The 21,910-nt window shown below is 52.6% G+C and carries 23 protein-coding genes; 15 read left to right on the forward strand and 8 right to left on the reverse strand.

Translation table 11 applies throughout. From position 1 onward, the window contains the following. The first annotated feature begins 25 nt into the window (after positions 1–25). Positions 26–1,744 (forward strand): SMP-30/gluconolactonase/LRE family protein, encoded by a 1,719-nt coding sequence (locus FYZ48_RS22280; RefSeq protein ID WP_149344495.1) that lies wholly within the window; start codon positions 26–28, stop codon positions 1,742–1,744. Between the two features lie 37 nt (positions 1,745–1,781). On the opposite strand, the gene FYZ48_RS22285 is transcribed toward FYZ48_RS22280, so the two are convergent. Further along, positions 1,782–2,273 carry a hypothetical protein gene (locus tag FYZ48_RS22285; RefSeq protein ID WP_149344497.1) on the reverse strand — a complete coding sequence of 164 codons (492 nt, stop codon included), beginning with the start codon at positions 2,271–2,273 and terminating at the stop codon, positions 1,782–1,784. A gap of 298 nt (positions 2,274–2,571) precedes the next feature. Between FYZ48_RS22285 and FYZ48_RS22290 the strand changes: the two genes are divergently transcribed. Then, complete coding sequence (locus tag FYZ48_RS22290; RefSeq protein WP_149344499.1) at positions 2,572–3,255, forward strand: uracil-DNA glycosylase; 684 nt, start codon at positions 2,572–2,574, stop codon at positions 3,253–3,255. Between the two features lie 12 nt (positions 3,256–3,267). Here FYZ48_RS22290 and FYZ48_RS22295 read toward each other — a convergent pair whose 3' ends face one another. After that, the gene (locus FYZ48_RS22295; RefSeq protein ID WP_149344501.1) at positions 3,268–4,137 is read right to left on the reverse strand and encodes a formyltetrahydrofolate deformylase; all 870 of its coding nucleotides are present in this window, start codon (positions 4,135–4,137) and stop codon (positions 3,268–3,270) included. Positions 4,138–4,753: 616 nt separating this feature from the next. On the opposite strand from FYZ48_RS22295, the gene FYZ48_RS22300 reads away from it, so the two are divergent. Next, positions 4,754–5,083, forward strand: a complete 330-nt coding sequence (locus FYZ48_RS22300) for a hypothetical protein (RefSeq protein ID WP_145042046.1) — start codon at positions 4,754–4,756, stop codon at positions 5,081–5,083. A 379-nt stretch (positions 5,084–5,462) separates the two neighbouring features. Here FYZ48_RS22300 and FYZ48_RS29495 read toward each other — a convergent pair whose 3' ends face one another. Further along, positions 5,463–5,609, reverse strand: a complete 147-nt coding sequence (locus tag FYZ48_RS29495; protein ID WP_206752605.1) for a hypothetical protein — start codon at positions 5,607–5,609, stop codon at positions 5,463–5,465. Positions 5,610–5,677: 68 nt separating this feature from the next. Between FYZ48_RS29495 and FYZ48_RS22305 the strand changes: the two genes are divergently transcribed. From FYZ48_RS22305 to FYZ48_RS22340, 8 genes are all read left to right on the forward strand, one after another. Then, the gene (locus FYZ48_RS22305; RefSeq protein WP_145042047.1) at positions 5,678–6,016 is read left to right on the forward strand and encodes a hypothetical protein; all 339 of its coding nucleotides are present in this window, start codon (positions 5,678–5,680) and stop codon (positions 6,014–6,016) included. 83 nt (positions 6,017–6,099) lie between these two features. Beyond that, positions 6,100–6,435 carry a hypothetical protein gene (locus tag FYZ48_RS22310; RefSeq protein ID WP_149344503.1) on the forward strand — a complete coding sequence of 112 codons (336 nt, stop codon included), beginning with the start codon at positions 6,100–6,102 and terminating at the stop codon, positions 6,433–6,435. Between the two features lie 698 nt (positions 6,436–7,133). Further along, the gene (locus FYZ48_RS22315) at positions 7,134–7,463 is read left to right on the forward strand and encodes a hypothetical protein (protein WP_149344505.1); all 330 of its coding nucleotides are present in this window, start codon (positions 7,134–7,136) and stop codon (positions 7,461–7,463) included. A gap of 67 nt (positions 7,464–7,530) precedes the next feature. Then, positions 7,531–7,866, forward strand: a complete 336-nt coding sequence (locus FYZ48_RS22320) for a hypothetical protein (protein WP_149344507.1) — start codon at positions 7,531–7,533, stop codon at positions 7,864–7,866. 62 nt (positions 7,867–7,928) lie between these two features. Continuing rightward, positions 7,929–8,252, forward strand: a complete 324-nt coding sequence (locus tag FYZ48_RS22325; RefSeq protein ID WP_149344509.1) for a hypothetical protein — start codon at positions 7,929–7,931, stop codon at positions 8,250–8,252. A 786-nt stretch (positions 8,253–9,038) separates the two neighbouring features. Next, a complete protein-coding gene (locus FYZ48_RS22330) occupies positions 9,039–9,368 on the forward strand; it encodes a hypothetical protein (protein ID WP_149344511.1) in 330 nt (109 codons plus the stop codon). Between the two features lie 78 nt (positions 9,369–9,446). Then, entirely contained in the window at positions 9,447–9,785 is a 339-nt protein-coding gene (locus FYZ48_RS22335) for a Flp family type IVb pilin (protein ID WP_145042052.1), read from the forward strand. 414 nt (positions 9,786–10,199) lie between these two features. Further along, positions 10,200–10,535, forward strand: coding sequence for a hypothetical protein (locus FYZ48_RS22340; RefSeq protein ID WP_390625140.1), 336 nt, complete (start codon positions 10,200–10,202; stop codon positions 10,533–10,535). Between the two features lie 166 nt (positions 10,536–10,701). On the opposite strand, the gene FYZ48_RS22345 is transcribed toward FYZ48_RS22340, so the two are convergent. The 3 genes from FYZ48_RS22345 to FYZ48_RS22355 all read right to left on the reverse strand — a co-directional run bounded on the left by FYZ48_RS22345 (position 10,702) and on the right by FYZ48_RS22355 (position 13,395). Next, on the reverse strand, positions 10,702–10,953 hold the full coding sequence (locus FYZ48_RS22345; RefSeq protein ID WP_149344513.1) for a hypothetical protein: 252 nt from the start codon (positions 10,951–10,953) through the stop codon (positions 10,702–10,704). A gap of 69 nt (positions 10,954–11,022) precedes the next feature. Continuing rightward, positions 11,023–12,363, reverse strand: coding sequence for a hypothetical protein (locus FYZ48_RS22350; protein ID WP_149344515.1), 1,341 nt, complete (start codon positions 12,361–12,363; stop codon positions 11,023–11,025). A 405-nt stretch (positions 12,364–12,768) separates the two neighbouring features. After that, on the reverse strand, positions 12,769–13,395 hold the full coding sequence (locus FYZ48_RS22355) for a nucleotidyltransferase family protein (protein ID WP_149344518.1): 627 nt from the start codon (positions 13,393–13,395) through the stop codon (positions 12,769–12,771). Between the two features lie 116 nt (positions 13,396–13,511). Here FYZ48_RS22355 and surE point away from each other — a divergent pair, with 116 nt between their 5' ends. The 4 genes from surE to fhcD all read left to right on the forward strand — a co-directional run bounded on the left by surE (position 13,512) and on the right by fhcD (position 18,233). Further along, positions 13,512–14,306, forward strand: coding sequence for a 5'/3'-nucleotidase SurE (gene surE, locus FYZ48_RS22360; RefSeq protein ID WP_149344520.1), 795 nt, complete (start codon positions 13,512–13,514; stop codon positions 14,304–14,306). Between the two features lie 220 nt (positions 14,307–14,526). Then, complete coding sequence (locus FYZ48_RS22365; RefSeq protein ID WP_149344522.1) at positions 14,527–16,575, forward strand: PAS domain S-box protein; 2,049 nt, start codon at positions 14,527–14,529, stop codon at positions 16,573–16,575. 4 nt (positions 16,576–16,579) lie between these two features. Then, on the forward strand, positions 16,580–17,218 hold the full coding sequence (locus FYZ48_RS22370; protein WP_242022741.1) for a response regulator transcription factor: 639 nt from the start codon (positions 16,580–16,582) through the stop codon (positions 17,216–17,218). A gap of 85 nt (positions 17,219–17,303) precedes the next feature. Beyond that, on the forward strand, positions 17,304–18,233 hold the full coding sequence (gene fhcD, locus FYZ48_RS22375; RefSeq protein ID WP_149344526.1) for a formylmethanofuran--tetrahydromethanopterin N-formyltransferase: 930 nt from the start codon (positions 17,304–17,306) through the stop codon (positions 18,231–18,233). Positions 18,234–18,242: 9 nt separating this feature from the next. On the opposite strand, the gene FYZ48_RS22380 is transcribed toward fhcD, so the two are convergent. After that, entirely contained in the window at positions 18,243–21,119 is a 2,877-nt protein-coding gene (locus FYZ48_RS22380) for a 2-oxoglutarate dehydrogenase E1 component (RefSeq protein ID WP_198422260.1), read from the reverse strand. Between the two features lie 392 nt (positions 21,120–21,511). Then, positions 21,512–21,877, reverse strand: coding sequence for a DUF3467 domain-containing protein (locus tag FYZ48_RS22385; RefSeq protein WP_149344529.1), 366 nt, complete (start codon positions 21,875–21,877; stop codon positions 21,512–21,514). Positions 21,878–21,910: the final 33 nt, after the last annotated feature.

Below are 21,910 nucleotides of genomic sequence, written 5' to 3' on the forward strand. Positions count from 1 at the left end.
TTTCACTTTCGATCAGGAAACACCTATGAAACAGCTCGCCCTTGCCCTGCTCTCTGTACTCTTCGTACAGATCACTCTTTCTGCTGAGGAATCTGTCATCGATAAGTCATCCCCGCTGGAGACGATTGCGACCGAATTCGAGCTCGCCGATGGTCCTGCCTGGGATGGACGCGGCACGCTCTACTTCCCCGATGTTAAAGCAGGCAAGCTGTATCGCTATCAGCCCCGCACCGGTAAAGTCCAGGTCTTCCTGAACGACGCCGGCCGGATCAGCGCGAGCTTTTATGATCATGGCAAACTCTACCTCTCAGATAACGGCAACAGCCAGATCTCAGTTCTGGAAGGCAAACAGAAGAAACGCATCAATGGTCAGCCGAATGATGTCAAGCCGCCCCGTCGCCCGAACGATTTGGTCGTCGATCAGACCGGTGGCATCTACTACACACTCACCGGCTCGGGGGAAGTCATCTGGATTTCACCGGAAGGCAAACAGTCGGTCGCCATCAAAGAAATCAAAACTCCTAACGGTATCACCCTCTCTCCCGATGGTCAGACACTCTATGTCGCTGCATACGTCCCCAAAGAGATCTGGGCTTACGATGTAACCAAGCCGGGCGAAGTCAAAAACGGACGCCTGTTTGCCAAAATGAACGATGGCCCCGACAAGGGTGCCGACGGGATGACCATCGACCGCGCCGGAAACGTGTACTGTGCCGGTGCTGCCGACATCTGGATCTGGAATCCCGAGGGCAAACTGCTCGGAAAAATCCACACGCCCACCCGCCCTATCAACTGCACTTTCGGCGATCAGGACATGCGGTCGCTCTACATCACCGGCTTTGGGGGACTCTATCGTCAGCGCATGAACGCCTATGGCTGCATGCCCGAACCGGAAGTTTCGGCCAATAGCGGTAACCGCCCCTCCACGGTCGTACCAGATTCAGTCACGCCTCACCTGAATGTGGTCTACGGTCAGGCCGGACCGCGTAAACTGCTCGCAGATATTTTTGTGCCCCAGACCGGTAAAGGTCCTTTTCCCGCAGTCGTTGTCGTGCACGGCGGTGGCTGGCTCAACGGTGATAAAACCAAGTTCCGGGCCCTGGCGATCGCCCTGGCTGAACGGGGTTATGTCACGATGGCCGTCGGTTATCGACTGGGACATGAAGCAAAGTTCCCGGCTGGAATTCAGGACTGTAATGCTGCCGTCCGTTTTCTCAGAGCGGAAGCCGCTAAATACCATGTCAATCCTCAGCAGATCGGTGCCGTCGGCGGTTCTGCAGGCGGACATCTGGTCGGGCTGATGGCAGCGGCACCGCACGTCAAAGCGCTCCAGGGCGATGCCGGCTATGCTGACCGGTCTTCTCAATTACAGGCCGCCATCGTGATGGCAGGACCGATGATGATGGCCTCCGGTTCCGTTGCCGAGCGTTCGCGCAAGGACCCAAAGAAATCCAATTCGAATCAGTGGCTGGGCAAAACGATTGATGAAGCACCCGAGCTTTACGAACTCAGCGATGCCTACCTGCATCTTTCCCGGCAGACACCACCACTGCTGTTTATGACCGGGGAGTTTGACAACCCCGAGCGCAACGCTCCCTCACGGGAAAAGCTCAAAACAGCCGGGGTACCGACGGGCATTAAGGTCTACCCCAAGGGTAAGCACGGCTGCTGGAACCAGCATCCCTGGTTCAATGACATGGTCGCCGATATGGACCAGTTCTTCCAGCAGCATCTGCAGCAGTAATCAGTTCGAGCGAATAGAAGGAGAGAACAGGTAAACGTTATTTGTTCTCTTCTTCATCGTCTTCGTCGAATTCATACTCATCGTCGGCAAAGTCGAACTCGCTGTCAGCCGCATCGTCGAATTCACTGTCACTGAAGTCGTCCATTTCGTCGACTTCCATATCATCCCCCGAGGCCATCAGGTCATCGTCGTCATCAGCGAATTCGTCTGCTTCAAACTCGTCTGAGATTTCGGCTCCGGAATCAGATACCAGTTCTTCGTCGTCTTCCTCTTCATCAACCAGATCCGACTCTGCATCGTCCTTCGCTTTGCTCTTCGACTTACCTGCCCCCTTGGGTCCGAAGATCAGGGCACCGACGGGCATCAGCGTCAGCATGGCACTCATCAGCAGTGTCAGGCCGGCCACTCCCAGCAGTGTCGTCGACATGGCTTCCGCATGATTCAGAAATGCCATCACCAGCATGTACGTTAACAAAGCACCGGGAATTGCGGCTATCAATGACATCAAAGGGAGTTGAAGTTTCGACACAATCGCTGTTCCTGAAAGGGGCATATTCAAATGCAGAAAATCAAACGCGCCGTACCCGCCACTGTCTGATACAGGCAGGCACCGCACTGTGATACTATCGTAAAGAGGCTTTCGACGGTTTTTCAAGCCTCGATTTTAAAATGTTCTCTTTAAATATAGAGTCCCGTTTGACGGCATTACCCGTTTACTGCTATTGATGATCTATCGCTGCCGCATTTGATCGTTGCGGCGGGAATAATCAGTACGATCCCCCTAACCTGTACCAGAACCATTGATCAGCAGTCAGACGAGAAGCCGGATGTCGAAAACCAAGTGGAACCAGTTAAACCGGAACATCACCAATTGCGACCTCTGCGATCGTCTGCGGACCCATTGTCTGAAAATCGCGGCTGAAAAACGGAAAGCTTTTCTCGACTGGGACTACTGGGGTAAACCGGTCCCCAATTTCGGTGATTCACAGGCCGAGCTGCTGATTGTGGGCCTGGCCCCCGCAGCCCATGGTGCCAACCGGACCGGCCGCATGTTTACCGGCGATCGCAGTGGGGACTGGCTGTACCGCGCCCTGCATAAAGCAGGCTTTGCGACGCAGCCCGAAGCGGTCAGCAGTGATGACGGACTGGAACTGATCAACTGCGCGATCACAGCCACCTGCCACTGTGCGCCTCCCGCGAATAAACCGACGCGCGAAGAGATTGAAAACTGTCACCCCTGGCTGGAACAGACGGTCGACATGCTACCCGTCAAAGTCTTTCTCGCTCTGGGACAGATCGGCTGGAAAGCGGTCCTCGACTTCAAAAAACGCCAGGACAGACTGCCAGGCAAACGACCTGCCTTCGGACACGGAGCCGCGTACCAGTTTCCCGATGGTCACTGGCTCGTCGGCAGTTATCATCCCAGCCAGCAGAATACGTTTACCGGCCGACTGACAGAGCCGATGTTCGACGACGTTTTCAAACTGGTCAAATCAAAACTGAAAGACTGAACGTCCCCTTCCTCAGTTTTTCCCAGCCATCCCCACCACGCGATGGAAGTGCAGTTCCACCTCGCGATCCACGACCCGGCGAACTCCTTCGACCAGGCACTCGGGCTCATGTTCGGTCTCCCCGATCCGCTTGATCTCTTTCAGCGAAGTTCCCGGTGCCACCGTAAACGCGTTCTGATGAATAATCTGATTGCCCGCATCCAGTTCCGGAATGATGAAATGAATCGTGGCCCCGAAGGTCAGCATATGATGGCTAAAAGCATCTTCATAAGGCTGGAAACCGGGATAGGACGGCAGCAGACCGTGGTGCAGATTGATGATGCGGCCGCCGGCGAAACTCCAGCAGATCCCGGGGGGCAGCACCCGCATGTACCGGGCCAGGAGCACGTAGTCAACTTCGTATGAATCGAACAGCGACACCATCTGATCGTAGTCCGGGTTCCCCCGCTCGTCGCCGATGTTATGAAAGTCCAGTCCATGCTCAGTCGCCAGCGACTGGCAGCGATCCCGGTTGCCGATGATCACCGCCGGCTCTGCCTGGATGACACCGGACTTGATCGCATCAAGAACCGCTGCAGCAGGCTCACTGCGATAAGTCGTACAGATCGCGATCCGGGGAGGACGATCGTGCTCCTCTCGCGCCCAGACGCGTAAGGTCAGCCCCTTCTGCGCACCGATCTGCATGATCCGTTCCCGGAGCACCGCGATCGGCTCCACATCAACGGGCCAGTCGATACGCAGCAGCATGGCAAACAGGCGTTCTGAATCATGGTCATACATCTGGATTTCATGAATATTGGCCCCCACACCGGTCACATAGTGCACGATGGGATCTGCTAATCCGCGATTGTCCGGCCCGACGGCTGTGATAGTAACTTGCATGACTCAAACTGCTTTCCTGAATTCCCGGTTCTTTCAGACTCCGATTTAAATCGTTGAAAACCCATCTTAAATGTATCCCACCGAGTGACCGCTCACCGCGATTTATCAAAGCCTGGCTTAAAAACGTCCTGTTGCTCCTGAAATCATATTCAATTTACGGTTTTGTCGGAATTCTGAAACACGATTTGTAAAGCGGTGTTCAGATCTCTTTACAAAAATCGCTGACCTCAACACTTCGCCCGCTCAATCCCGTCCTGTAACTCGTCCCCTAAACTACGTATCTCTAACTGATTACAGCCTCCCCACTGACGGATGCCTCTTGCGATCCTCAAATCTGAAAGATCTGGCACGATCTCTGCAATCGTTACAACCGGTAAAGAGGTCAAGTTCAGAATAACTGATTTCTTCCCTGTATCTGGATTTAGAATGAACCGGTAACAATCCAGTCCTGGGATGCTGGCAGTTCCTGTCAGCAGATGCGATTCGACACTCAATCGAATCGCTGCTGTCACCCCGGCTTCAGCCCCCGGGGGAATTCTGAACCGACCTTGATGTCTCTCCCGATTCTGAAATGAATCAAAACAAAACTCTCTATCTCAACAGAGGAACTCAAACAATGTGGAAACAATTTTTAAATGACGAAGCTGGTTTCGTGATCTCTGCGGAACTGGTACTGGTACTGACCATCGCTGTCTTGGCCATGATTGTCGGCCTGAGCGAAGTTGCTGTCGCTGTAAACACTGAACTGAACGATATTTCAAACGCAATCGGAGCCCTTAATCAAAGCTATGCCTACACAGGTTTCCTGGGGAACGGCGGGAAATCAAAGAGCTATTACGCCGGTTCACGATTTGAAGATGCTGTCGATGACTGCGACTTGAACACGACCTGTGATCTGGTTACCGGAGTTCAGTTTGTCACTGCCAGCGAAGCCACCATCAGATAAGTCTGACTGAGTACGTTAAGCTTGAGAGCTGATCGAGACGGACACCGGGAGAGAACCTTCTCTTCCGGTGTTTGATTCCACAGACCGAATTTTCTGGAACGGCACATTTGTTGTTTTTTTGAAACACCATTTGTAAAGCCGTGTTTCAGATTCCTTACACTTCTTGCCCTCCCTTCCTGCTGAACATTGTCATGCCATCCGCAGTTTTCAGCGATAAACTGCAACAATAAAAGGTGTTAGTAACAAGATTCCTTGTTTACGAGTTCTACCGTTTATAAAGATTCTGCCTTCGGCATGTCCTGTGCAAACATCATAACCCTGCATACAGGAATTGTGTAATCGGACCTTTAGCAATAGGGGTTTGAGTCATCTAGTGAGTTCAGAGTGAACCGGTTCTCTGAATTTCACCCTGCATGACAACCAGTTCCTGGCCAGCAACGGTCTGGTACAGCCACTCGGGCTGTATTGATTCCCGTTGGGCTTGTGCATAAGTGGTGACGCACGCGGCGTGACTGCTGACTCTCACGATGACTGATATCTCGATCAGGATCGGAATTAATCTCTTACTCTCAAGTAAAAACAAGGAACTCTGACATGATGAATCAATTCTGGAATGACGAAGCTGGTTTCGTAATTTCTGCGGAACTCGTTCTCGTTCTCACCATCGCTGTGCTGGCCATGATTGTTGGTCTGAGCGAAGTTGCTGTTGCTGTAAACACTGAGCTGAACGATATTTCAAATGCAATCGGCGCTCTGAACCAGAGCTATGCCTACACTGGTTTCGCAGGAACTGGTTCTGGCGGTGGAAAATCCAAGAGCTTCTACGCCGGTTCTACTTTCTCAGACGCTACCGATGACTGCGACCTGAACACCACTTGCGATCTCGTAACTGGTGCTGGTGCTGTTACCGCTTCTGAGTCAACCACTCCGTAATCCGGATTCGGTTACATCAGTAAATCCAGGCTCTGTTCGGGACATACCTGGACAGAGCTTTTTTCATGAAGGGCCTGACTACAATGAAAAATTTCTGGAATGACGAAGCTGGTTTCGTAATCTCTGCGGAACTCGTTCTCGTGCTGACCATCGCTGTACTGGCCATGATCGTCGGACTCAGTGAAGTCGCGGTTGCCGTGAACACGGAATTGAATGACATTTCCAATGCCATCGGCGTACTGAATCAGAGCTATGCTTATACCGGTTTTTCAAGTGTTTCACCCATCGGTGAAAAAGTGAAAAGCTCTTACTCTGGTTCAAGCTTCATAGATGCTGTCGATGATTGTGACCTCAATACGACATGTGACCTCGTGACAGGCGTTGCAGCCGTCACTGCTTCTGAAGCTACGACACCGTAATTTCAGAATAGATTTCTACAACTGATTCTGGCTCTGTTTGGGATGATCCTGGCTCTTTACGGGACATTCCCCGAACAGAGCCTTTTTTTATGGATAGCGGATTGATGCGTGAAATGAATATTAGAAAAACCGGTAGTTGAGATCAGGGAGAACTGGTAGAGACCCGCGAGGCCCGGGCGATCAGCGTGGGCCATTTTCAAGTCGTCGTCGCGGTCTACACCCCGATCCCATGCTCTCTCTGAGACCTGCGGTTCTCCGAACTGAAACCATCGCTGCATGAGAAATCGTGCTGCCCGTTGCTGGATAAGCGAAATCGATGTTGCGAATCGGATTCCCGCTTTTCAGATGTAATTTTGATTTTGACCTTTATTAAACGAGTGACCTGGTAACGCGCAGCGCTGCCGTTTCCATTGCTGATTCTGCAAAATCGCAGTTTCAGATTGAACAACAGACACAACTGACTCTGGCTCTATTTGGGATAGCCCCGACACCGCGCGGGACCATCCTGATTAGAGCCTTTTTTATTTGGCCATGCTGAAATTTCAGCGTGGGTCTGCAAATGCAAATTTCGCAGTCCACTCCCATGGAGTCATGCGACTGCGCACTGAAACCTTGAGAGTGAGAGAAAGAGAGAGTGTGTTTTTTTCAGGACTCCGCGCGGAGTCCATGCTGAACTGTTTTTTTGAAAGGGCTGAAAGATGAAAGCGTTATGGAATGAGGAACACGGATTTGTAATTTCTGCGGAACTGGTACTGGTGATGACCATCGCCGTGCTGGCCATGATTGTCGGACTCAGTGAAGTCGCGGTCGCGGTCAACACAGAACTGAATGACATCTCCAATGCCATCGGATCACTGAACCAGAGTTACGCCTACACCGGATTCCTGGGAAGTGGCGGTAAAACCAAAAGTGGTTATACCGGATCCAGTTTCATTGATGCCACGGATGACTGCGACCTGAATACGACCTGTGATCTGGTGGGCGGCCTGCGCAGCGCCACTCCGGAAAGTGGTGCTTCTCCCAAGTAGTACCTGGAGAGTCGCTTTCCCGGACCTCGCGCCGGGTCCACTTTAAACATTCTTTTTAAAGGGCTGAATAATGAAAGCGTTATGGAATGACGAACACGGATTCGTAATTTCTGCGGAACTGGTACTGGTGATGACCATCGCCGTGCTGGCCATGATTGTCGGACTCAGTGAAGTCGCGGTCGCGGTCAACACAGAACTGAATGACATCTCCAATGCCATCGGGTCACTGAACCAGAGCTATATCTACTCCGGATTCAGCAGTTTCGATGCTGCTTCTGAAAAGGAGAAAAGTTACTACCTGGGCTCCCGCTTCAGTGACTCCACGGATGACTGTGACCTGAACACGACTTGTGATCTGGTCGCGACAAGTCTCATCGGCTCTGAAGGTAGTCGCCGGGAATAGTTCGAGAGTTTTCGGATCCAGTGTGGGATCCATTTCTATTTAAATTTTGAAAGGGCTGAACAATGAGAGCGTTATGGAATGATGAGCACGGATTTGTAATTTCCGCGGAACTGGTACTGGTGATGACCATTGCCGTACTGGCCATGATCGTCGGACTCAGTGAAGTTGCGGTCGCAGTTAACACCGAACTGAACGATGTCTCGAATGCCATCGGGTCGCTGAACCAGAGCTACGCTTACACCGGGTTTCTGGGAAGTGGCGGTAAAATCAAAAGCGGGTACACCGGATCCCGTTTCACCGATGCGACTGATGATTGCGATCTGAATACCACCTGTGATCTGGTCGCGACCAGACTCATCACATCAGAATCTGCTGCCGACCGGTAGGCGCAGAGAGACAAGCTGAATAACTGGCACAGCCAGTATTATCCCTAAACTCGGGGCTCTGCAGCATTTACAACGACTGCAGAGTCCCGATGTTTAAAAAAAAACTCATCGTGTAGCCCCCTGGTTTTACAGAGTGTTCAGATCCATTGATAAATTCTGTTGCCGGAAATCAACCAACCGGACTTTTCCCGATCCGGATCCTATTTTGTGGCTGATTACTGTAAATAGTCATTTGACCTACAGTTATAGCGATTACACATCCGCGTTTCCTTCCCACCACCGCCCCTGATGCCCCCCGGCAACATCCCCGTCCGTCCGTTTCTGGCACACCTGCTGCGTTATGTACCTGCCGTAACCGAAACGAAAATAAAATTCAAAACTGAAAAGAAACAATCGATTCGCAGCGTTGTGACCCGTGTTGAGGCTTCTTCAAATTCTTGCGACTTGTCCCCGAGAGAAGAAGAGAAGCAACTGCATTGCATGAAGGTGAGAGAGCATTCAATGCGTATGGTGTCCACGACATCATGACTGGGCTTCCTTTGCTCCGCGGGTCATAACGTGCGTTTTAACAATATTTTAAGCCTACAAATCTGCAGTTTGTGCCGTGAAATGCACCGGCCAGTGCATTCCACAACTGTGCCTGAGTGGAGCGTTGTCTCCGAATTGGGTCACGACCTGGTTATCGCGTCCGCTTTAGCCAGCAATTAGTCGCGGAAGGTTTCCCCAGGGAGCCCCTTCTGCAAATCCGTCTCTCATTAAAAGTTTAAAACCAAGGAACTCACTAGAATGTTAAATCAACTTTGGAACGATGAAGCAGGTTTCGTAATTTCAGCCGAACTGGTACTCGTACTGACCATCGCTGTTCTGGCTATGATCGTTGGCCTGAGCGAAGTCGCTGTTGCTGTCAACACTGAACTGAACGACATTTCAAACGCAATCGGATCTCTGAACCAGAGCTACGCCTACACCGGCTTCGCTGGAACTGGCGGAAAGAACAAAAGCCACTACGCTGGTTCAATGTTCAACGACGCTGTTGATGACTGTGACCTGAACACAACTTGTGACCTGGTTACCGGCACAACCGCTGTTACTGCTTCAGAAAGCGTAACTCCGTAATTTGATCTCTCATCAAAATTACACGCTCTGCCCGGATTCATCCGGGCAGAGTTTTTTTTCTCACAAAGGGGATAAATCATGTTGCGGGCCTTATGGAAAGATGAACGTGGATTTGTCATCTCAGCGGAACTGGTACTCGTGCTGACCATCGCTGTCCTGGCAATGATTGTGGGATTGAGTGAAGTCGCGGTCGCGGTCAACACGGAACTCAACGATGTTTCCAATGCGATTGGCGCTCTGAATCAAAGTTATGCTTATACCGGTTATGCGGCGACTGCCACTTGTGACGGTAAACACAAAAGCTATGTTGCAGGTTCCCTGTTCAATGACAATGCAGATGACTGCGATTTGAACACGACCTGTGATCTGGTGACCGGCACCAATGCAGTGACGGCTTCCGAAAGCGTCACACCCTGATCTGTTCCGCTATCGAGCGAACATGAATTTCAGACACTCAGAACCGATGGGACGTCCAGCGGTTCTTTTTTTACGCTTCGTCCTGCTTACACTTTGTTTAAACTTTCTGTTCAACCCTGTTAACAGATTTCGAAATCCGTCCTGTGTGGTTTGACCAGGTCTGACGACGAGTCACTTCTTCCTAAATCATTTCTATATCAGCAGATACACTTTCACCATCCCTGCCCTTCACTGGCACTTCCCGGTGAACTGGCACGCCTCCTGCATTAATGCGAGGCAGGCAGATCAGTTTGAGTTAAATCACTCAAGCCCTCTGCTGAAAAAATTACTCTCTCACAATCAATCTCTCTCACATAGCTGTTCATGATCGCAAGTCGGGACAGCGCACACTACCAAAGTTAAGGGGACTCTCTCATGTTGCGCGTGATGCACCGTTTGTACAACGACGAAGCTGGTTTCGTCATCTCTGCTGAACTGGTTCTGGTTCTGACGATTGGCGTTCTGGCCATGATTGTTGGACTGAGCGAAGTTGCCGTCGCCGTGAACACCGAATTGAACGATGTTTCCAATGCCATCGGTGCGTTAAATCAGACCTACGCCGTCACCGGTTTCTGGTCCGGTTCACGTGGCAAAACCAAAAGCTACACCGTTGGCAGTGAATTCGATGATTCCTTCGATGACTGCGATCTGAACACCACCTGCGATATTGTCTGCGGAGCGGAAGGACTGCAGTCTGAAGGTGGCTGGTAAGACATGACCGGGGTCAGACTATTCTGACCATGAGAATTAGACAAAATACCGAGGCAGGTTTCGAAAGAGATCTGCCTCGGTTCTATTACCTGGTCTCAGATATAATCTCACATAGATTCGTGTCTGATCCGGACCTCCATATTGTGTCAACCACCGGTTCTCTGCTTCAAAGACAATTCCAGAGATAGAGATCTTCTTCACGCTCCAGGGCAAGCTTTGAGAGCCGGCACAGAGCTGCCAGCAGCTCCTGAAGATCCTGGTCGTTATCATAGGGAACTTCGCTGGTTTCCTTCCAAGTCTCAATCACTGCCGTCATGTCGTGTGCTTCTACGTCGGCCAGAGCTTTCACCAAAGACTCGGGAAAGATAAACGTAATCTGATCGTAATCATTGTCAGGGTCACCAGCAGTCTGCAGCAATGAAAAAAGGCAGGTTTCGGATGAAACCTGCCTTTGTGCGTTCACAACACTTGGGAATCGTCAGACCGCTTAAGCTGAAACCTGTGGTTTAGCAGGAGCGGATTTCGGATTTGCTTCGGGTTCCGGCTCGGGAGTCGGAGCAACCGGCTTGTTTGATCCCCGGTTCTGGGGAGCAGGAGACAGGTCGCAGTTTCCGGTCGAGCAGGCCGAAGTGGTCGGGCAGACGGTGGTAGGCACCATCGTGCAGACTTCGTAAGGCACCTTGCGGGCCACACACTTGGCAACATAACGTGTGCAGGTGACTGGTACCTGTTTGGGTACGCAGCGGGCAACACGGTGTGTCACGGTGTAAGGCACTTTGCGAGTGACGCATTCAGCCACTTTGCGGGTGCATTTTTCCGATACCATGCGGCAGGTCTGTACGGGTACTTTTCGTACTTTTTCTTCACAGACCCAGCGGCAGGTTTTGTACGGAACCTTCTGAGCAACGGTTTCCGTTACCCAGCGGCAGGTCCGGTAAGGTACCTTGGTCACAACGACTTCAGGAACCATTTTGCAGACCTTTACAGGTACCTTGTTGACGATCACTTCGGGAACGTAACGGGTTACCTGAACCGGGCAGTTCTGACGGACAACCTGAGGCACATACTGTGTACAGGGTACCTGACAGGCAACGCGGCGCAGTCTCCAGACCTTACGGCAATGAGTTTTGCCGGGAACCTGAACCATGGTCATCCGGGGAATACCACAGGCGTCAGTAGTCCAGCAGGGACGGCAGCGTCCCGGTTTCTGAACCTGACGGGTTTCCCAGACTCCCTGCATACGATGAACCGTCCGGTAGGTGGTCACAGGCTTCATGACGGTGTAGCAACGCTCCTGGTTGATCGTCTCCGTCACAGGACGCATGACCGTCTGGCGGCATTCCTGTTCGATGGTTTCGACAACCGGACGCATTACAGTCCGACGGCACTCTCGCTCATGTGTTTCCCAGACCGGTTTCTGCACCTGGTAGCTGCAGTCACGGTACGCAGTTTCAACGATGGGACGTCGCACGGTGTAACGTTCTTCGCGTTCTGCAGTCTCATACACGGGCTTCTGAACCGTATATTCGACATCGCGATAGACCGTTTCGTTGACCATACGATAACAGGTTTCCTGTTTGTCTTCGTAAACTGTCTCGTATTCCGTACGATAAGCCGTGTACTGCTGAGGTTCCATAACCTGATCGTACTCGGTCCGATAGCATGTCTTCCGCTCGACTCGGCAAGCGGTGTAACAGGCAGTCGGCTGGCAGGCAGTGGTCGGACAGCAGTTGTAGCTCGCTGCGCCAAAATACCTGCAGGCTTGTGCGGAATCGTTGACAGCCAGCATCGCCACAGCGGCGAGTGCCAGGGCCAGTGTTTTTCTCATTTTTCCCCCTCCAAAAAAGTTCGTCACATGATGAAAGCGTGCGTTTTCCGATTTTTCATTTCATACATGACTGCCTGCATTATTGACATCACCTGAAAAAAGATGCAAATCAAAAGCTGATGTCCCGTATGGAAAAACCAAAATCACAGCGGGTTGTTCTATTTAGCACTCAAGCATAGAACAAATAGTTTTGGCAACTTGAGGAAAAAAGGGTGATATCGCTCTTTAGTTAAGAGGTCGATTGGCAGCGCTGTTTATAATCGTTATCACCTGCAAAGTTTCACAAATGCAACATCAGAGCAGCTTAAACAACTGCCATCACTCAACATGTGTCATGAAAACCACACGCCAAACCCGTTTGAGACGCGTTACGCTTCAGTATATATAGATATCAAAGCGCGTTGATCATTCAAAATCGGACGCATAACGCGCGCGAACCGCTTCCAGATCGGCGGGAGTATCCAGGTCGATTAATATCTCCGGATCGTCGCATTCCCAGAGCACCGGCGCGGCACTCCCCTCTTTCCAGAGCGCATTGATTCCCTGCGTGGCTCCCAGTTGAAAGACCTCTTGCGCGACCGACCAGCGAAAAAATGCGGGGTGCCCTTTCTTCCCTTCAAAAGAAGGAATCAGAATCCGCGCATCACTCTGCGACCAGACTTCGCACAGCCGCTCAACCAGCGTCCGTTTAAGCACCGGATGGTCGGCGGGAATGAGCAGCCAGCTGTCCTCTTCTGTGGGTGCATAGTGCGTTTCAATCCACTCTAGTCCCGCCTGCACACTGGCTTTCATATCCGACGGATCGACCTCCGGTTGCACCAGTTCCACATCTTCTCCTGCGAGGTGTTCCGCCAGCGCCTCATCTCCACCGCGGGCCACGATGACCGTGCGGGTGATCCAGGGAGTCGCCAATCCGTGGATCAACCGCTGAATGACCGTCTCTCCGCCCAGGGAGAGCAGCAGCTTATGCGTACCCATCCGCCGGCTGTGTCCCGCGGCAGGAATGACCGCAAACAGTCTGCGTGGTGTCATAAAATCGTCCCTTAGGCTAAAATAAAATTCGACGTGTCTGACGCTAACATTCAAGGGAACGGCTTCCTCTCGGGAAAGCCGTCAAACCTGTTCTTATAGAGAGTCGAGGTAGTTTCGTGCAAATCCTGTTAACCAACGACGATGGTATTCATGCCCCGGGTCTGCGGAGCCTGAGAGCCGCACTCACACAACTGGGAGACGTGGAAGTCGTCGCCCCCCTCGCTGAACAGAGTGGCGTCGGCTTGAGCATCACTTATCTGCACCCCCTGATGATACATCAGGAATTCGAGGGAGAAAAGCATTGGGGCTGGGCGGTCGCCGGCAGTCCCGCGGACTGCGTCAAACTTGGTATTCTCGAGTTCTGCTCACAGAAACCGGATCTGATCGTCAGCGGCATCAACTCCGGTTCGAATGTCGGCATCAATGTACTTTACTCCGGGACGGTCGCGGGTGCCATCGAAGGTGCCTTTGCCGGGATCCCTTCAATTGCCGTCTCCGCTGCAAGCAGCTTCTCGAATGATGTCAAACCGGATTATGATCGCTGGGCCGAACAGAGCATCCCCATCATCCGTCAGTTAATGACACAGCAGGAGACATCCGCTGACCGTCTATGGAACATCAACTTTCCCGAAACCAGACCCGAATGGCCCTGCGGCGTCAAATGGACCTCCCTGGGCGTCAAACGCCACTTTGATGTGATGGAAAAACGCATCGATCCCCGCGGGCGTCCCTACTTCTGGAGTGGCCTGGATCCCATTATCAACCACCAGCTCGAAGCAGGTACTGATATAAAAGAGCTCTCCGAGGGCTACGTGACGGTGACGCCGCTCAAATATGATATTACCGACCATGAACGGCTTAACAGTTCTGATAATACACCGGGACAGACGTTCGATCTTCCTTCCGCTTAACCGCGGAGCTATCGATTCCATCTAGAGACAGCCACCGCAGTTTGACAGTCAGTCACCTGTCAGGGTACCATAAACATTGGTGAATCTGACTACGCCGCTGCTGTGCTGCTGAATTCCTGTTTCGCCGGTACTGTTGAAATCACTTCCGAAACGATATCCAGATGCCCCGTTCGCGCTCCGCCGCCGCTGAGATCAGAAAAGGGGAAGTGAGAGGTGAATCGTGGATCAAACCAGACCTCAGGATCAAACCAGTCTGACCTCCCGTCTGCTGTCAGAGACATTCCCCGAAATCCAGAGTCCTGATTTCCTGGAAAAGCTTTCGGACGACAGTCATCAGTTGCTCCGCAAGATCCTCTCGATCACCCCTTTTATTATCTCAGCCGTCGATAGCCAGGGAATCATCACTCTCTCCGAAGGGGGCGGGCTTACCAAGCTCGGTTTTGAACCAGGCGAACAGGTCGGAAAATCGATCTTCGCTGAATTTGCTGACGACCCGGAACTGATCGATCTGTTCCAGCGGACTTTGCAAGGCGAAAAACACCGTCATGTCAGGACGGTCGGTGAGCAGACCTTAGACGTGGAATACACGCCACTCTACAACGACCAGCAGGAAATCGCCGGATTTCTCACGGTCGCCGTCGATATCTCCGAGAAAGTCGCATCACAGGAAGAACTGCGGCGTTCCGAGGAACGTTTCAGTACCATCTTCCAGGTCAATCCGATCGCGATGTGTATCACGGAAATCGATACCGGTATCTTTATCGAAGTCAACGAGAACTTTTTGACGGCCCTGCAGTGCACGCGGGAAGAGATTCTGGGAAAGAGCGCGTTCGATATCGGCTTCTGGCCCAGTAAAGAAACGCGTCGTCAGATGATCGAGCAGGTTAAAAGTGAAGGAACCGCCCGCGAGCTGTACTTCGATTTTATCATTCCCAACGGAACCCGGCTCTGCACCATGCTCTCAGCGGTCCAGATTTATTTCCGCGGCGAAACCTTTCTGCTCTCCTGTGTGAAAGATGTAACCCGCGAACGGGCGGCCCTGGATGAACTCGAAAAACTCAATGAAAACCTGGAAGCCCGCGTCGCTGCACGCACCGCAGAACTGCAGCAGGCTCACGCCAGTCTCAATGAAGAATACACCAAACGCAATCGCCTCTATCGGGCACTGCAACAGACCGAGGCCCGCTGGCGTTCGCTCGTAACCAACGCCCCGGACACTATTCTGACTCTCGACATCGATGGCACGATCCTCTATCTCAACCATCCCCTCGCAGACCGGGCCATGGAAGAAATCATCGGATCCTCCATCTATCAATTCCTGCCTGCCGGGGACATCCAGAAAGCCAGAACGATTCTCAAACAGGTGTTCCAGACCGGAAAACCACAGGAGATGGAAACCGAAGGCGTCTCATCCTCGGGGCAGAAATACATCTACTCCTGTCGTATCGGAGCAATGGTCAGTGGCGGGATAACGATCGCAGCCATGGTCATCGCCACCGACATTACACACCAGAAACTGGCCGAACAGGAACTGGTCCGTCGTCGTGCAGAACTGGCACACCTTTCTCGCCTGTCGACGATGGGCGAACTCGCCGCCGAACTGTCGCATGAACTCAACCAGCCGCTGGCCGCCATCAATAATTATACCAACGGCTGCATCCGCCGGATTCGCTCGGGCATTACTTCACTCGATGATCTGATCGAACCACTCGAGGAAATGTCACGTCAGGCCCAGCGCGCCAGCGAAACCATCAAACGCCTGCGGCGTCACGTGCAGAAAAGTGAAGTCGAGCAGAAGATACTCGATATCAACCTGGTCATCGAAAATTCGATCGCCCTGCTCCAGCATGAGATCCAGCGGAACTTTATCAGCCTGCAACTGGAATTGAGCCCCAAACCACTGAGAACCATCGGTGATGCGATCCAGCTGGAACAGGTCCTCGTGAATCTGCTGCTGAATGCCATCGAAGCCATGTCCGAACTGCCGCCCGAACAACGGAAACTGCTGATTGAATCGGATCTTCATATCAACGATAATCTTGTTATTTGTGTGACCGACAGCGGAATAGGTTTGAAAAAAGGCGAAGAAAATTCTATCTTCGAAACATTCTACACAACTAAACAAAAAGGCCTGGGCGTTGGTTTGTCCATCAGCCAGACCATTGTCGAAGCTCACGGGGGGAAACTTTACCCCCGTCGCAATAAACAGGGAACGAGCTTCTTCATCGAGCTTCCCTTAGTAAATGGAGATAACAGTGGTGGTGGCTGAAGCTATGACAATCCAACAGGAAGCAACGGTATTTGTCGTCGATGACGACCCGGCTATTCGCAAATCACTCCGCTGGCTGATTGAATCGGTCGGGCTCAAAGTTCAAACCCATGAGCTCGCCAGCGAATTTCTGGAAAGTTATTCTCCCGATCATCCCGGCTGCCTGGTACTCGATGTCCGCATCCCCGGCATGAGTGGTCTCGAACTGCAGGAGAAACTCAGGGAACGTGGTTATGACATTCCCGTCATCATCGTCTCCGGTTACGGAGATGTTCCCATGGCGGTCCGTGCCATGAAAGCGGGAGCCGTTGATTTCCTGGAAAAGCCGGTCAGCGACCAGGTTCTGCTGGACTACATCCAGAAAGGCATCGAACGCGATATCCAAAACAAGGCGAATCGAGAGCAGAACAAAGAACTCGTGGAACGCAAAGCGACGCTCACCCGCCGCGAAAATGAAGTCATGAAATATGTCGTCTCGGGTTTCTCCAGCCGCGAAATTGCAGAGAAGTTAAATGTCAGCTTTAAGACGGTCGAAGCCCACCGCGCCAAGATCATGAAAAAAATGCAGGCGAAAAGTGTTCCCAAGCTGATTCAGATGGAACTGCAGATCCAGGGAAGCCCGACTCCGTCTCAGGAACGCTGACCCTTTGAATTTTGCGCCCGATCCGCCATAATCAGGAGCAGGATTTATTGGACAACACAGTTTTTATCAGCGTCCGGGCACGAACTTGAATACTCAACCAGAACTGGCATGGAACGACGTTCCCGTCTGCGACACGTTTGCAGAAGCATTCACCACGGTCGGAACCCGTATTATTGTAACCGCGGTCTCCGAATCCTGGGTCCGAATCGCGGCAACCGAAGTCACCGGTTACGCCACCAGTGTCATCGCCTGTGATGCCGAAGCCGGCGTCGAAAAGTTCCTCTCCCCTGAAGAGAGCCCTGATGGACGTCCCGGCGTCAGCCTCATGTTCTTCGCCTTCAGTCGCTCTGCGCTCGAGAAAGCCGTCACCAATCGCGTGGGGCAATGTATCCTGACCTGCCCCACCACCGCCTGCTACGCCGGCATCCCGGTGACAGATCCCGAAAAAGCCCTGGCCCTGGGCAAACAGCTCCGCTTCTTTGGTGATGGGTTTCAGATCTCCAAGAAATGGGAGGATCGTCGCCTCTGGAGAATTCCCGTCATGGATGGCGAATTTGTCTGCGAAGATCGCGTTGGTTCCTTCAAAGGCGTCGCCGGGGGCAACCTGCTGATCTGCGCGAAGAACCAGTCTGCGGGTCTGCTCGCAACCGAAGCGGCAGTTACCGCCATGCAGGCCGTCGACAATGTTATCCTCCCCTTTCCGGGAGGCATTGTCCGCAGTGGCAGTAAAGTCGGTTCGAAGTATTCTGCGCTCAAAGCCAGTACGAACGACGCTTACTGCCCGACCCTCCGCGCCGAGACCAAATCTGACCTCCCCGAGGGTACAGGCTGCGTCTATGAAATCGTCATCGACGGCGAAACATTCGACGACGTCCAGCAGGCAATGTGCGACGGCCTGCAGGCAGCCACGCAGTTACCGGGACTGCTGCAGATCACAGCGGGCAACTACGGCGGCAAACTGGGCAAACACCATTTTCACCTGGCCGAAGTCATCGCTGAACTCAAGCAGAGATAGTCTCCGGGACTAAGAATCGTCCCGGAAACTTTCTGTAATCAGCATTTCCTGTTCGAACTGATGGCTGCGACCAGAGCCTGTTGCCGGGCTGGCGCTCGCGGGACGATAAACCCCGTGCAGCGGATGACGCCCAAACAGGTTTCCTTTGAACCGGCAGTAAATGAATCGCCAGGCGCCCATGTTTTCCGGCTCTTCCTGAACCCAGTAAACCGGGGTTCCTTCCGGATAGGGTGCCAGGGCTGCTTCCAGATCTTCATGAGGCACCGGATAAAGCTGCTCGATTCGCACGATGGCCACATCGTCACGTTCGGTCTGACGACGGCGTTCGTTCAGATCATAATAGATCTTCCCGGTACACAGCAGAATCCGCTTCACTTTCTGCGGATTCAGATCGCTCGTATCGCCGATCACCTTCATGTAGGAACCAGAGGTCAGCGAACTGAAACTGGAAACCGCATCGCGATGTCGGAGCAGACTCTTGGGAGTCATGACGATCAGAGGCTTACGCCACTTGCGGATGACCTGACGTCTGAGCAGATGGAAGAACTGGTCCGGCGTAGTCGGTACCGCAATCTGAATATTACTTTCCGCCGCCAGTTGCAGGAAACGCTCGAAGCGGGCACTGGAGTGTTCCGGCCCCTGACCTTCAAAACCGTGAGGCAGCAGCATTACCATACCGCTGTAGCGCTGCCACTTGTCTTCTGCACTGACGATAAACTGATCGATGATGACCTGAGCCGCGTTGACGAAATCGCCAAACTGGGCTTCCCAGATAATCAGACCATCGGGACAGTCCAGGCTGTAGCCATAATCGAAACCTAAAACCCCTGCTTCGGAAAGCGGGCTGTTCACAATCTCGACGGTGCCCTGCCCTGAAACCAGGTGCTTGAGCGGGGTGTACTTTTTACCGGTCTTCACATCGTGCAGTACGGCATGACGATGGCTGAAAGTACCACGCTGTGCATCCTGACCGCTGACGCGAATCCGGTAACCTTCGGTCAGCAGTGACGCGAATGCCAGGGCTTCTGCCGTTCCCCAGTCCAGCTTCCGCTCTCCTGCGGCCATATCCTTACGGATCTGCAGCAAGCGTTTAATTTTCTTGTGTGGCGTAAAACCATCGGGCAATTCGGTCTGCTTCAGCAGCAAATTAGAGAGACTCTCCTCAGGAACTCCGGTATCGATCTGATCCGCGGGCAGTTCTTTTCCGCCGCGATAACCGGTCCAGATCCCGCCGGGCAGTTCGACCTTGTGAGGATAATTCTCGACCCGGGCAGCCGCCAGTTCGGATTCCAGATGCGAAACACTTTCTTCCTGTAACCGGTCGGCATCTTCTTCGGTGACCGACTTTCGTTCCAGCATCCGCTGCAGGAAGCTGTCGCGGACAGACGGCCGCTTGTCGATCACATCGTACATCAGAGGCTGAGTGAATGAAGGCTCATCCCCTTCGTTATGCCCACGACGACGATAGCAGTACATGTCGATGACCACGTCCCGATGGAATTCTTTGCGGAAATCCATTGCCAGACGGACAACCTGGGCCACTGCTTCCGGATCTTCACCATTCACATGGAAGATTGGAATCTGCAGCATCTTGGCCACATCGGTCGCGTAGGTCGAAGAACGACTCTGTGCGGGGTCGGTGGTGAAACCGATCTGATTATTCACGACTACATGAATCGTTCCCCCCGTGCGGTAGCCCCGCAGTTCGCTCAGGTTCAGGCTTTCCTGCACCACGCCTTCGCCGGCAAACGCGGCGTCACCGTGAATCAGCAGCACCATCCCCTTGGTCCGGTCAATGTTATGCCAGCGATCCTGTTTCGCCCGCATACGTCCCATGGCAACCGGGTTCACGAATTCCAGGTGGCTCGGGTTGAAACAGAGCGTCAGGTGGACGTTGTGTCCGGATTCGGTCATCCAGTCCGAGCTGTAACCCAGGTGGTATTTCACGTCGCCGCGTCCCACGCTCATTTCCGGAACCGAATCTTCGTATTCGCGGAAAATCTCACGAGGCTTTTTGCCCATGATATTGGTCAGCACGTTCAGACGACCGCGGTGGGCCATACCAAAGACGATTTCATCGACCCCCTGCTCACCTGCTTTTTCAATCGCCAGGTCGAGCAGTGGAATCAGACTTTCTGCCCCTTCCAGCGAGAAGCTCTTCAGGCCGACATACTTTTTCTGAATGAATTCTTCAAAGCCGACGGCGTCGGTCAGTCGACGCAGAATCCGCAGCGCTTCGGGACGTTCGAACTTGAGGAAGTTCGCCGTACTTTCCATTCGGGTCTGCAGCCATTCACGGACACGCAGACTGTCGATGTGCATGAACTGCGCACCGATCGAACGGCAGTAGGTGTTTTTCAGCCACTGAATCATTTCCCGCAGCGTTCGCTGTTTCGGACCACCGAAAGTGGAGGTCGAAAAGACGCGGTCGTAATCCCGCTCCGAGAAATCGTAAAACTCGGGCATCAGTTCAGCCGGTGTTGCCCGCTTTTTCCCCAACGGATCGAGCGACGCCAGAATGTGTCCCCGCACGCGATAGTTACGGATCAACTGGTCCAGACGTTCCTGCCGGTCGGCGATCTTCATGGTCTGACGATCGATGGCTTCATTCCGGACGGGAGCCGGCGGATTGAACATCGAATGACGTTTGAATGTGGGACCGAAACCCGGCTTGCGTTTACGGGCTGACTTCTGGGGGAACCTGGCAAAATAATTTCGCCATTCCTCGCTCACCGAACTGGGTGACTCCAGATAGCTCGTGTAGAGGTCTTCTACGAAGGTTAACGATTCCGAGCTTAATTCGTTAATTAAATCTTCGGGCAGCGAAACATCGCTGTGCCCGTTGCCGTCATGATGGGACGAAGCGGGATCTGGTTTATCTAACATTCTGCCCTCTCCGGGCTGTAATTAAGAACAACCGACATACGCCTCCTGCATCTCAGGAAACCTGAAAGAGCAGGAGTTCTGTCGCAGTTACGGTTTCGAAAAGATACTACTTCTACGATATCCTATAAGATCTGAGATTGAAAGCGCATCACTCCAGACCTCTTGCAGTATCATAAATAAAGTTAGCAAACTGCCATACGCTTTCCTACTCAACCGCTGCCAGTCTTTTATTCAATTTTTCAGGAAAAACCAGAATATCAGTCACCTGACGAATGGATGCAAGGCCCCGCCCCTGCGGCCTGCCAGCGCAATAAAAAACCGGCTCCGTTACACCAGGTAACGGGCCGGTTCAGAAGATCGTTGCCTGAGAAACTCAGGCTGTCATCAATAGACTAGGTCTGCTGCTGACGCACGACGCGTTTCCGGATGTCTGTTTCCAGAACACCGAAGGCCTGCTCATGCCGCTGCAGAGCCATTGAGAGAGCACTCAACAGACGCTTGGCTGTGTAGTGATTCAGAATGATCCGCTGTCCCACGTTGATTTCAGTGTTGGCGGGATCCAGTGGCTGCGGGTTCAGTCCCAGGTCCAGAATCAACTCTTCTGGAGTACTGGAAACGCGACAGAAATTGGCATAGCTGGCAATGACATTTGCATCATTAACCTTGACCTGCTGCTGCTGCTGAGCCGGGGCTTGAGCCTGTTCTGCAGCTGGTTCTGGTGTTGCTTCAGCTGGTTTGTCATCTTTCTTAGCACTCACGCTTGATTTCTCCTCAATGTTACAAAATCTGAA

The organism is Gimesia chilikensis (assembly GCF_008329715.1).
Taxonomy (GTDB): domain Bacteria; phylum Planctomycetota; class Planctomycetia; order Planctomycetales; family Planctomycetaceae; genus Gimesia; species Gimesia chilikensis.